Here is a 12508-nt window from a genome sequence, read left to right on the forward strand (position 1 = left end):
AACCCATGGCTGAAGCAGTGGGTGAAGAGAGTGCTGGAGTCTTTGTGCAGTCGCTCGCCCGCGGTCTCACAGTCATTCGCTCGTTCGACGCTGAGAACCCCGAGTTGAGCCTCAGCGAGGTGGCGAGGCGTGCAGAGATCTCGCCCGCCGCTGCTCGCCGCTTTTTGCGAACCCTTGAGGCGCTCGGGTATGTGCGCAGTGACGGCAAGCGCTTTGCGCTCACACCGCGGGTACTTGAACTGGGCTTCAGTTACCTGTCCGCGCTGTCGCTACCCGAGATCATGCAGCCGCACCTCGAAAAGCTGTCTCGCGCTGTTGACGAGTCCGTTTCGGCCGCGGTGCTTGCCGGGAGTGAGATCGTCTATGTCGCGCGTGTTCCCACACGACGCATCATGTCGGTCGGCATCACGATCGGTACCCGGTTTCCGGCATATGCCACGAGCATGGGGCGTGTGCTGCTCGCGGAGCTGCCGGCCGCTGAGCTTGAGGTGATCCTCAAGGCCCGTGATTTGGACCCGCTTACCGAGCGCACTGTGGTCGACGCGGTGGTGCTCGCCGAAGAGTTGGCGCGCGTGCGCGTTCAGGGCTGGGCAATCGTTGACGGTGAACTTGAGGTCGGTTTACGCTCGGTGGCTGTGCCCGTGCGTGGGCGCGATGGTCGGGTTGCTGCCGCCGTCAATATTTCGATGAGCGTGAGTCGCGATTCGGTTGAGCGCCTGCGCGAGCACCACCTTCCGCTGCTGCGCGAGACGGCTGTGGCCATTGAGGCTGACCTGCGCCTGATCTAACGCCTCGTGCGTGCTGGACTGCCCGAGAGGTGGTCCGGTCGAGAGCGCCAAAAAGCGAAGCTGTGATATAACTATTAGACCAGTGTTCGCATTGCGAAAGTTATTCCGCTCAGCGAAGTATTGAGTTGCGGTGACAGCGCGACATTCCCCACCAGGTCACTCAAGCAAAGAGGCTTACATGAATCAGAGTACAAAGACGGCGCGTGGACTCAGCTGGCCGGTGGTGCTGTGCTGGATCACGATCATGCTGGATGGCTTCGACCTTGTCGTTCTCGGAACAGTCATTCCGACGCTGAATGGCACAGGAGAACTCGGTTTCAACCCGGCAGCCTCCACATTCGTTGCAACTATCGGACTCGTGGGAGTTGGGCTTGGCGCGATCCTCATTGGGCCCATCGCCGACAGCAGGGGCCGTCGCATGCCACTGCTCGTGTGTGTGGCGCTCTTTTCGGTCGCGACGCTGGCGATTGCGTGGTCGCCCAATGTTGCGATGTTCGGAACATTCCGCTTTATCGCGGGGCTAGGGCTCGGCGCGTGTTTGCCGACAGTGCTCGCATACATGAGCGAGTTCACTCCCGCCGAACGCAGCGGCAGGGGCACCACCCTGACCATGACCGGCTATCACGTCGGGGCAGTGCTCACGGCGCTGCTTGCGCTCGTGGTTATTCCTGACTGGCGCATGATGTTTGTGATCGGTGGGGTTGCTGGGCTCATCGTGCTCCCCATCATCGCGCTCAAGCTGCCCGAGTCGGAGTCGTTTTTGCTCGCTCGTGAGCGCGCTGCCGCCGGACACGAGGATCCGCCAGCCGCATCTACCGCAACGAAGACCCTGCTGCGCGGTCCCTACGCGCTCATTAGCATTGGTATCTGCGTCGCCTCGTTTATGGGCCTGCTGCTGGTGTACGGGCTCAATACCTGGTTGCCCGAGATTATGCGTAAGGCCGGCTACGACCTTGGCCAGGGACTCACGCTCTTGCTGCTACTGAATGTTGGCGCCGTCGTTGGTCTTATCCTTGCGGGCAGTCTTGCCGATCGCAACGGCACTAAAAAAATCACTCTGGTCTGGTTTGGTCTCGCCGCCGTGTTTCTTGCGGCGCTCAGTATCCGGCTCGACGGCATGCTGCTTGTCTACATTGCTGTCTTTATTGCCGGCGTCTTTGTCTTCTCGGCACAGGTGCTTGTGTACGCGTACGTGAGCCAGCTGTATCCGGTGCAGGCGAAGGGTACGGCCCTCGGCATGGCCGCCGGTGTTGGGCGAGCGGGTGCGATCAGCGGGCCGTTCATTCTTGGCACTCTGGTCACGGCCGGGATCGCTTACCCGTGGGGGTTCTACGCCTTTTCGGCTGACGCGGTGATTGCGGTGATCGCGATTGCGTTCCTACCGAAAAACTCTCTGGCTATCGAAGCGAAGTCGGAGGCGCCCGCGAAGGTGCGGCCAGAAACGCAAGAACCGGCGGAGTCCACGGTCTAGCGGACGCCGCCGGTTCGGCCCCTTGCTATAGAGATGTGGCGAGGGGCCAACCTGTGTAGGCCTCAGCGAGGTAGCGCTGACCGGCCTCGGAATCCACGATGGAGCGTAGCTCGCCGAGCTGTCGCAGCTGATCGAATTTGTTCGCCTCAGGTGAGAGGTGCAGCATGTTGGTCATCCACCACGAAAAGTGTTGCGCCTTCCAGATGCGCTTGAGGGCAGTCTCTGCGTAGGCGTCGAGTGGGCGCTCATCCCCGCGCAGCAAAAGCGCCTGCAGTGCCTGGTTGAGTAGCAGAACGTCGGCGACAGCGAGGTTCATGCCCTTTGCCCCGGTCGGGGGAACCGTGTGCGCCGCGTCACCCACGAGTGCGGTGCGGCCGCGGCGTAGCTCATGCGCCACGAAGCTGCGGAACCGGAGAACGTCACGTTGAAAGATGGGTCCCTCTTTGAGTGTGGTGCCTGGCACCCGTGCCTGGAGTGTGTCCCAGAGTTCTGCCTCGCTCATCGCGTTGACGTTGGTTTGTGGATCGCACTGGAAGTACATGCGCTGCACCGTGTCGGAGCGCTGGCTAATGAGGGCGAAGCCGTTGGGAGAGTTGCTGTATATAAGTTCGTCTGAACTTGGCGGGGCTTCGCACAGGACACCGAACCATGCGAATGGGTACTCCCGAAAGTAGTTGTTGCTTGATGGGCCCGTTATTGTCGGGCGAACAACGCTGCGCGAACCGTCGGCCCCCACAATAAAGTCAGCGACGATGTTGATTGCCACACCCTCCGCGTCCGTACCGACCAGACGCGGCGAATTGGAATCTGTGTCTTCGACGCGGTCGATGGTGACACCGAAGCGGAGATCCTGGCCCGCACCGAGCCGCGCAGCAATGAGGTCTTTGAGAACCTCATGCTGGGGGTACAGCCAGACACTGCGGCCGAGAAGGCCTGCAAAATCGACGCGATGGCTCTCGCCCGCAAAATGAAGTTCGATTCCGTCGTGCCGTTGCCCGACAGTGCGTGCGCGGCTGCCTGGGATTGAATCGAGCACCTCGACGGTGCCCTGCTCCAGGATGCCCGCGCGAATTGTCTGCTCGATCTCGGTTCGGCTGCGACTATCGACCACGATGGATTCGATGCCCGCTGCTGCAAGCAGGTGAGAGAGGAGGAGTCCGGCTGGACCCGCTCCGACAATGGCGACCGGAGTGCGTTCGGTGGTCATGTGAGATTCCTTCATCTTTGAGGGGATGGATGCTGAAATCATTGTGTCGGGAAACGCAATCAGAAACGGCTCTTTTCCCGTTCAATAGGAAAGCTTGCCTGCGTTCGATACGCTTTGAGGTCTGCCTCGATCAGCCACGCGGCGGCCTTCAGCGCGGCGACAGCTGGTTCGGTCGGAGTGGCTCTCGGCAGAACTACGGAGAGCGCGGCCACGACCGATCCTGACTCGCGGATCGGCACGGCCACGCCAGTAGACACCGCTTCGATTGCGCCGGGCGAAACGGCCACGCCCGTGCGGCGAACGCCGCTCAATAGACCTCTGAGGTGTTGCGGGTCGGTGACTGTGCTCGGGCCAACAGCACGCAGCGGCGTTGCAAGAACACGCTCGCGGAGTTCTGAATCGGCGTGCGCAAGCAGCACGATTCCCGACGAGGAGGCGTGCAGGGGGAGCCGACCGGCTACACGGGTGATGTTGGCCCCCGCGTTGGGGTGCGAGAGTCGCTCCAGAAACAGCGCTTCCTCTTGCTCGAGCACCGCAAGCTGCGTGTGCTCTCGAATTGTGGATTGCACTGTCTCCATGTGGGGCAGTGCAACTTGGCGTAGGCGCAGCGCGGTCGAGCCGCGAAGCGCAAGCTCCCAGAGCCGCATGCCGAGCCGAACCCGGTGCTCGTCGTCTCGTTCGAGCACCCCCGAGGCCACGAGATCGTCGACGAGTCGGTGCGCTGTTGACGAGGGCAACCCCGAGCGCCGACCTATCTCGCTAGCCGTTTGGGTGATGCGGTCTGCCGAGAAAGTGTCGAGTATTCGCACAACACGGTCGATGACCGAGTCTCCGCTCGCTGAGTTGGCCATGGGGATGCTTCCTGCTCGGGGGTCCAGTGCCTTCCCTAATTGCTCGGCACAGCAAGCCACGCCACAACAACATCACCGATCATGCGGCGCAGGTGATCGCGGCGCTCGGGGCCTGGAGATTGACGTCGAAGAGGTGGCCAAAGGTGTACTGGTTCGCGACCTGGAAGACGCAGTACGAGCTGATAAGCATGTGGACGTCGAGTGCGTCAACGTCCGCGCGGAAAACCCCACTCTCGCGGCCCCGCGCCAGAATGTTATCGAGGATCCCGAGTGCGGGTTTGCTTAGCTCCCGCAGAGAATCGATCTGCCGAATAAATCGCCCACGGTGAATGTTCTCGATGGCAATAAGCCGAATGAAATTGCTCTGAGACAGGTGGTGATCGTACGTGAGCTCTGCGAGTCGCCGGAGTGCCTCAACTGGCTCAAGATCCCCAACATCGAGTGCCTGCTCGGCCTCACGAATGCCGCGGTACGACTGCTCGAGCACCGCGAGATACAGCTGTTCTTTGCTGCCAAAGTAGTAGTAGATCATTCGCTTGGTGCTGCTACTGCGCCGTGCGATTTCGTCAACCCGTGTGCCGGAGTACCCCGACTCGGCGAAGACTGAGGTTGCCTCGGCAAGAAGCTCGGCTTTGGTTCGCTCCGCATCGCGCTGTTTCAACCTGGGTTCGTTCACATGGCTATCATTGCCCGTCGGATCGCTGCACCGCAAGCCGAACAGGTGCGTTCGCGGCACCGTAACCGTCATAGTCGCCAACGCGCTCTACGATCTCGAAGAAGACATCGCCGATCATGGGGGTGTAAAAGTGGATGAACGCGCCGCTCTCATCGCGGTCGTACAAGAGATCGAGTGCGCGTAGATCTGCGATCAGTTCGGGATCGAGTCCGAAGCGCGCGTCGAGGTCGTCGTAGTAGTTGGCTGGGATTGGTAAGAACGAGAGCCCACGACCCTTCGCCTGTCGAGCGGTGGCAATTGCATCGCTCACTCGCACGGCCACGTGTCGCGGTTGTAGTGGTGCGGTTGGGGGTGCGAGGTTCATCGCAAGCCGCACGGCGCCATCTGCCGTGCGCATGACCTGGCTGCGCACGAGCCCCCGTGGCCCGGGCAAATCCGCCGACGGCGCCGCATCGAGCGCGAGGGCACTCGTGTTGAAGAGCACCGCCTCGTCGAATTCCTGCCAGGGGTACGCGAGGTTAATGTGGTCGATTACTCCCTGCAGGTTGCCCTGGGCCGTGGGTGATTCTCCTCCCTGAAACTCAACGAGCCACGAGTCCGCCGCCGACTGTGAGTTCCAGTACACCCCTGTGCCATCGGGTGCGGAGACGGCGGGTAACGGGTATTCGCCCTCGTAGGTGCGCCTAAACGCGGGCGGTGCCCCGATTGCGAGCGCACGTTTCGCGGCGGCCGCGGCGTCCTCGACCACAAACCCGACGCCAGCTAGACGAGTGCCGGGGGCGCGGTGCTGCTCATTGAGGATCACGTGCGCGTCGCCGGCTCGCCACAGTCGCACGGGTTTGCTGCGATGGCCCCCGCCGAAGCTGAAGCCGAGTTTGTTCAGCAGATCCTCGACGGGCGCGAGGTCTTCACCCGCGATCTCAACGAAGTCAAAGGCTCGCGGTGGCTGCGGTACGGCGATCTGCAGATCTTCCCAGCCATTGCGCGCTGCGGTGCGGTCGCTGAGCCAGCGCAGCGACCGCAGTGCGTGTGCTGCGGTTCGCTGTACGTCGGTCTGTCGAAACGTGTCGTTGAACACCTCGAGGGAGAGTGGTCCCCGGTAGCCAGCAAGAAGCACGTGAGAAAGAAATCCAGTGAGGTCAAAGCTGCCTTCGCCAGGAAACAGTCGATGGTGCCGGCTCCACGACAGCACGTCCATGTCGAAAGCTGGCGCATCTGCGAGCTGTAGGAAAAAGAGCTTGTCGGGTTCGATGGCCTCGATGCCCGAGGGGTCGTGGCCGCGTGAGAGTACGTGAAAACTGTCGAGGCAGATGCCAAGATTGGCGCGATCGGCGAGTTCGACGATCCTCCATGCGTCGCGGTAATCGCTCACGTATTTGCCCCACGCGAGTGCCTCGTAGGCGATGCTGATGCCGTACTCTGCGGCCAGATCCGCGAGCCTGCCCAGCTGTTCTGCTGCGACCTCGGGCTCGGCGACGGTGGCCGTTGCGACGTTGCTGCACAGCAGCATCATGTTTGTGCCGAGTCGCTGCATCACCTCGAACTTCGCCCTGGCCCGCCGCAGGTTTTCAAGCAGAGTAAGCTCGTCAACTCCCTCGAAATCTCGAAACGGCTGGAAGAGATCGATCCTTAACCCGAGACGGGCACAGAGCGCCCTGATCTCTTCGGGGGATTCGTAGGCTGCGACGAGGTCGGAGTCCATGATTTCGACTCCGTCGAAGCCCGCTGCGGCGCAGGCGTGGAGTTTTTCTACGAGCCCGCCCGAGAGGCAAACGGTGGCGATTGAGGTGCGCATGCCGTTAATGTACCAAATGGTTAATAAACTGTCACGGGCGATTGTGGGCTGCGCTTGACAGTTTGGGTGGCAATACGCAGAATTAACTCACCGGTTAGTACATTAACTTTCGGGTGATTTGGACAAAGGGGTACTGTGACGCGAGAGCACGCTTATCTGTCGGGACTGGTGGGAACAGGCGTTACGCCGTCGCTCACACCCCTGTTGCACATGGCTGAGGGGCGTGCCCAGGGCCTACAGTACGTGTACCGCCCGATCGACCTGACTGCGCTCGAACTTGATCCCCAAGATCTTCGACAGGTGCTCAACTGGGCAGAGATGCTCGGGTTCGATGCGCTCAACATTACCCACCCATGCAAACGTGATGTCATTCAGTTTCTCGACGACGTTGATCCGGTTGCCAAAGCCCTTGGAGCGGTCAATACCGTGTTACTCACGGCGGAGGGCCGGATCGGCTACAACACTGACACGACCGGGTTTGAGCGCGCATTTCGCACGGGGCTGTCGGGTGCGGCAATCGATCACGTGGTGATGCTGGGGGCGGGTGGCGCAGGATCAGCCGTGGGAGACGCTCTGCTTCGCATCGGCGTTGCACACCTGACGATCATCGACCTCGATCGCGAGCGTGCAGACGATGTCGCGGTGAGTCTCGCTGGCCGCCACGCGGCAACGGTGCACAGCGGGGGATTCGACGATCTCGAGGTGGCGCTGTCGAGCAGCGAGGGGATCGTGCAGTGCACACCGATCGGTATGCATCACCACCCGGGTACCCCATTCGATGTTGCAATGCTGCGGCCCGAGCACTGGGTTGCCGACATCGTTTACCGACCCCTTGAGACAGAACTGCTGCGTGCAGCACGCGCCAAGGGCTGCCGCACCATGCACGGCGGGCTCATGGCGGTGGCTCAGGCAGCCGATACATTTCAGTTGGTCACCGGGCGCGATCCCGATCTTAAACGTATGCAAGCACACTTCCAAAGCCTCGTCGACGGCGACGAGGTAAACCCAGAAAGGTACCAGTAATGTCAGCCACCACAGCAGCCACCGAGGTGAAAAAGACCCCGGCGAAAGCGGCGCTCGCGAGCTTCATGGGGAGCGCGGTCGAGTATTACGATTTTTTCATCTTCGGAACCGCATCAGCGTTGATCTTCCCGCATATCTTCTTCCCCGACGGCGATCAAGCCTCACTCGTGATGTCGCTCGCCACCTTTGGCTTCGCCTACATCGCGCGCCCGGTTGGCGCGGTGATCCTGGGACACTACGGCGACAGGATCGGACGCCAGCGAGTTCTGATGTTCACACTGGTGCTCATGGGTATCGCAACCTTTGTAATTGGATGCCTGCCGACCTTCGGACAGATTGGCTGGTTCGCGCCTGCCCTCTTGGTGCTCTGTCGATTAATGCAGGGTCTTTCCGCAGCAGGCGAGCAAGCTGGCGCCTCCTCGATGACGCTCGAGCACGCGCCAGACAATCGGCGCTCGTTCTTCACATCCTGGACGCTGTCGGGTACGCAGGGTGGCCAGATTCTCGCGGCCATGGTCTTTTTGCCGGTCACGCTGCTTGCCGATGACAACCCGTTCAAATACGAATGGGCGTGGCGTTTTCCGTTCTGGTTGAGTGCCGTGGTGGTGCTCGTTACGTTCTACATTCGTAAGACACTGCACGAACCGCCCACCTTCCAGGAGGCCAAGGCCCAGGGCGACATCGCGAAGATCCCGCTTATCCCGCTCATGCGCGACCACTGGCGCGACGTGCTTCGCGTTATTTTGTGCGCGTTCATTGCCGCAGTGTCAACGGTATTTGGCAACCTTGCCATCGCTTACGGTGTAGTCGTTGGACTCCCGCAGAGCATGACCCTGTGGCTGGTCGTCGTTGCAAACATCGTTGCACTCGGTACGCAGCCGCTCTTCGCGATGCTCGCCGACAGGATCGGACGCAAGCCCGTGTTTATCTATGGTGCGATCTCGTCGGCGATCTTTATGCCCTTCTACATGCTGTCGATGTCGTCGGGCAGCGCGTTGCTGACATTTGGTCTCGCGATCCTCACCTTCTCGTGCGGATACGCGGCAGCAAACGCCGTCTGGCCGTCGTTCTATGGTGAGATGTTTAGCGCGCGAGTGCGGTTCTCTGGCCTGGCAATCGGCACCCAGATTGGCTTCCTGATGGCAGGCTTTGCGCCCTCAATCGTGGCAGCGCTTGGCGGAGTCCAAGATGGTGGATGGGTTGTCATCTCGGTCTTTACTGGCGTGATCTGCCTCATCGCTGCGCTTGCCGCCTTCACTGCGCGTGAGACCAAGGATGTGCCCACCAAAACCCTGGGCATCAAGATCGTAGCCTAACGAGCACAAGACGCTTGTGTTCGCGAGAGCTCACTTTTGCATGAAATCGCTGAGAGAAAACATGCAAAAGTGAGCTCTCGCTTGCATTCATTTGGGTCGAGCGGCCGTGTGGCTGACATGGCACTGGCTTCCTCTCCACGGTAAAACTGCGGCTAGCGTAAATAGTCTCCTTTCAGTAAACTTGAGTCATATTCACTCAAGTTTGCGACACAAGAGAGGATGCACATGCAGGCAAATTGGCAGCCCGCCCCCGAGGGTGGCGAGCAGAGCGCGCTTGAGCAGTTCGGCGTGAACCTCACCGAGGTTGCGCGATCCGGCAAGCTCGATCCGGTCATTGGCCGTGACTCCGAAATTCGACGTGTGAGCCAGGTGCTCACGCGCCGCACAAAAAACAACCCCGTGTTGATCGGTGAACCCGGCGTCGGTAAAACCGCCGTTGTCGAGGGGCTCGCGCAGCGAATCGTTGCGGGTGACGTCGCCGAGTCACTGAAAGACAAAGAGCTGATCTCGCTCGATATTTCTGCGCTGATCGCCGGTGCGAAGTATCGCGGCGAATTCGAGGAGCGCATGAAGGCGGTGCTTCAGGAGATTAAGGATTCTGACGGCAAGTTCATCACCTTCATCGATGAACTGCACACCCTGATGGGTGCTGGCGGTGGTGAGTCTTCGGTGGCGGCCTCGCAGATGCTGAAGCCGATGCTCGCGCGCGGCGAACTGCGGCTTATCGGCGCGACGACACTCGACGAGTACCGCGAGTACATCGAAAAAGACGCTGCGCTTGAGCGTCGCTTTCAGCAGGTTTACGTCGGTGAGCCGAGTGTTGAAGACACGGTGGCAATCCTGCGCGGACTGAAAGAGCGGTACGAAGCGCACCACAAAGTGACGATCGCCGACTCCGCCCTGGTGGCCGCCGCGGCGCTGTCTGACCGCTACATCACGGCGCGTCAGCTGCCCGACAAAGCGATCGACCTGATCGACGAGGCCGCTTCGCGGCTGCGCATGGAGATCGACTCGGCCCCGATGGAGATCGATGAGTTGCGGCGCGCGGTGGATCGGCTGAAGCTCGAAGAGCTCGCGCTGAAAAAAGAGAAAGACGACGCCTCGAAGCAGCGCCTCGCAAAGCTGCGCGAAGATCTGTCGGTGCGTCAGGTCGAACTTGACGTGCTTGAAGATCGGTGGGAGCGTGAGCGTGCCTCACTGAACCGGGTGGGTGAGCTTCGCGAGAAGCTCGACCAAATGCGCATTGATGCTGAGCGCGCGCAGCGCGAGGGCAACCTTGAGCGCGCCTCGAAACTGCTCTACGGTGAGATCCCGGTGATCGAAAAGCAACTGGCCGAGGCCGAGCGCGCTGAGCTGTCGGAAGAGATCGACGGAGAGCCGCGCATGGTCAATGACCAGGTAACCGACGAAGAGATCGCCAGTGTGGTCGCTGCCTGGACCGGCATCCCAGTCGGGCGACTGCTGCAGGGTGAGACCGAAAAACTGCTCGCCCTTGAGGGCGAGTTGGGCAAGCGCCTGGTCGGCCAGAGCGAGGCTGTTCGCGCGGTGTCTGACGCCGTGCGGCGCACTCGTGCAGGCATAGCGGACCCGAACCGGCCGACCGGTTCCTTCCTGTTTCTTGGCCCAACCGGTGTCGGCAAGACCGAGCTCGCGAAGGCGCTCGCCATGTTCTTATTTGACGACGAGCACGCCATGGTGCGCATCGACATGTCGGAGTATGGCGAGAAGCACTCTGTGTCGCGCCTCGTGGGTGCGCCCCCGGGCTATGTCGGCTACGAACAGGGTGGTCAGCTGACCGAGGCTGTGCGGCGGCGCCCGTACTCGGTGGTGCTGCTCGACGAGGTCGAAAAAGCGCACCCCGAGGTCTTCGATGTGCTGCTGCAGGTGCTCGACGATGGACGGTTGACGGACGGCCAGGGCCGCACGGTTGACTTCCGCAACGTGATCCTGATCCTCACCTCGAACCTTGGCAGCCAGTACCTCATTGACCCCGACTTGAGCTGGGCTGAGAAGGAGGGAGCCGTGCAAGAAACAGTGCGGCGTGCGTTCAAGCCCGAGTTCATTAACCGGCTCGACGAGATGGTCATCTTTCACCCGCTCTCAGAAGAGAACCTGGCACAGATTGTCGAGCTGTCGATCGACCGGCTGCAGTCACGGCTCGCGGATCGTCGCCTCACTGTTGGAGTCACCCCTGCATCACGCACCTGGCTCGCTTCGCGTGGTTATGACCCTATCTACGGTGCACGGCCGCTGCGCCGCCTCATGCAGCGCGAGATCGACGATCGGCTCGCTCGGGCGATCCTCTCGGGCGAGGTGCACGATGGTGACGCCGTGCGGGTTGATGTGGCGAGTGACGGTTCGGCGCTGACCCTTGAGGCCCTGCACGCCCCGAAACCGGGGTTCCCGGGTGACCCAGACGAGGTGATTGAGGCAGAGTTGCTTGACGAGTAGGTAGGCGGGGTGCTCCCTTGCGAGCGGGGATGCCCCAGCTCGCAAGGGAGCACCTGGGTTATCCTCGCTAGAAGATTCGGATCATGGGTGGTTTGTGAAATCCCACGTCCTTTGCACGGCAACGGGTTCACGGAACGCCTGACCCGGGTCTTTACCGCGTGTCCACTGAACGGGGTAAAGGCCCTTCCATCCTTGTAAAAGATCGGAACTCAAACCAGGCCAATTCACACTGCGGTTTTCGTCGCGTCGAACGCTACCAGCCAGCCGGGAATGTGGTTGCGGTGGCCCGTCCCTTCTCTTTGTTGATGCCGCCGAGGTCGGCCGGGTGCGGTACGCGGCACCGGTGCAAGTAGTTGTAGACCTGCACGGGATCGGTGCGAGCGACATCGCAGCCGAGATTACAGAGGGGTGGTGAGTTGCGGTGAGTAAAAACGACATGTGGGGTACTTGGGGTGTGGGATCGCACCCGCATCCACTTCGAACGCATTCCCAGCGCCCCAACTGACCGTGCCCTCTACCGCTTCGAGCGGTCATTGCCCGAGTTTGTCTGGAACGCTGCAGCGCTAGAAGGGAACACGTTCACCCTGCCTCAGGTGCAAATACTGCTTGATGGTGTCAGCGTTGGGGGTAAGCGAATTGAAGAGGCCGATCAGATCCTTGCCTTGCGGGCGGGCATCCAGTTCATGATGCTGCGGGTCCGTGAAGGAGCGTTCGAACTCAACAAAGCGGTCACCGACCAAGTGCATTCGCTGGTCGCGCGACATGAGGCCATCGCATCTGGTGTGTTTCGTGGCGAGGGTGTGGTTGATGGCGATGACCCCGGACCCTCGCGTACTTCTGCTCTGCAACGAGATCGCAGTTCTATTTTGACGGCAATAAACGCACAGCCCGCATCATGATGGTTGGTGAACTGATGCAACACGGTTACGA

The 12508-nt window shown here is 61.0% G+C and carries 10 protein-coding genes; 6 read left to right on the top strand and 4 right to left on the bottom strand.

All coding sequences use genetic code 11. The features are described from left to right. Window positions 1–5: 5 nt before the first annotated feature. Both G7066_RS01895 and G7066_RS01900 read left to right on the top strand, forming a co-directional pair. Window positions 6–788, top strand: coding sequence for an IclR family transcriptional regulator domain-containing protein (locus tag G7066_RS01895; RefSeq protein WP_166328601.1), 783 nt, complete (start codon window positions 6–8; stop codon window positions 786–788). Window positions 789–966: 178 nt separating this feature from the next. After that, complete coding sequence (locus G7066_RS01900) at window positions 967–2259, top strand: MFS transporter (RefSeq protein ID WP_166328603.1); 1293 nt, start codon at window positions 967–969, stop codon at window positions 2257–2259. Window positions 2260–2284: 25 nt separating this feature from the next. Here G7066_RS01900 and G7066_RS01905 read toward each other — a convergent pair whose 3' ends face one another. From G7066_RS01905 to G7066_RS01920, 4 genes are all read right to left on the bottom strand, one after another. Then, on the bottom strand, window positions 2285–3466 hold the full coding sequence (locus G7066_RS01905) for a 4-hydroxybenzoate 3-monooxygenase (RefSeq protein ID WP_166328605.1): 1182 nt from the start codon (window positions 3464–3466) through the stop codon (window positions 2285–2287). A 59-nt stretch (window positions 3467–3525) separates the two neighbouring features. Further along, window positions 3526–4317, bottom strand: a complete 792-nt coding sequence (locus tag G7066_RS01910) for an IclR family transcriptional regulator (protein ID WP_166328607.1) — start codon at window positions 4315–4317, stop codon at window positions 3526–3528. A gap of 79 nt (window positions 4318–4396) precedes the next feature. Beyond that, window positions 4397–4993 (bottom strand): TetR/AcrR family transcriptional regulator, encoded by a 597-nt coding sequence (locus G7066_RS01915; RefSeq protein ID WP_244303168.1) that lies wholly within the window; start codon window positions 4991–4993, stop codon window positions 4397–4399. Between the two features lie 7 nt (window positions 4994–5000). Further along, window positions 5001–6788, bottom strand: coding sequence for a bifunctional sugar phosphate isomerase/epimerase/4-hydroxyphenylpyruvate dioxygenase family protein (locus G7066_RS01920; protein ID WP_166328609.1), 1788 nt, complete (start codon window positions 6786–6788; stop codon window positions 5001–5003). Window positions 6789–6923: 135 nt separating this feature from the next. Here G7066_RS01920 and G7066_RS01925 point away from each other — a divergent pair, with 135 nt between their 5' ends. The 4 genes from G7066_RS01925 to G7066_RS01940 all read left to right on the top strand — a co-directional run bounded on the left by G7066_RS01925 (window position 6924) and on the right by G7066_RS01940 (window position 12477). Continuing rightward, on the top strand, window positions 6924–7811 hold the full coding sequence (locus tag G7066_RS01925; protein ID WP_166328611.1) for a shikimate dehydrogenase: 888 nt from the start codon (window positions 6924–6926) through the stop codon (window positions 7809–7811). Then, entirely contained in the window at window positions 7811–9127 is a 1317-nt protein-coding gene (locus G7066_RS01930) for an MFS transporter (RefSeq protein WP_166328613.1), read from the top strand. Before G7066_RS01925 ends, G7066_RS01930 begins: the two co-directional genes overlap by 1 nt. A 225-nt stretch (window positions 9128–9352) precedes the next feature. Further along, window positions 9353–11578, top strand: a complete 2226-nt coding sequence (locus tag G7066_RS01935; protein ID WP_166328615.1) for an ATP-dependent Clp protease ATP-binding subunit — start codon at window positions 9353–9355, stop codon at window positions 11576–11578. Between the two features lie 452 nt (window positions 11579–12030). Next, window positions 12031–12477: a Fic family protein gene (locus G7066_RS01940; protein WP_166328639.1), complete on the top strand. Its 447-nt coding sequence runs from the start codon at window positions 12031–12033 to the stop codon at window positions 12475–12477. Window positions 12478–12508 lie beyond the last annotated feature (31 nt).

It is taken from the genome of Leucobacter coleopterorum, assembly GCF_011382985.1.
Classification (GTDB): Bacteria; Actinomycetota; Actinomycetes; order Actinomycetales; family Microbacteriaceae; genus Leucobacter; species Leucobacter coleopterorum.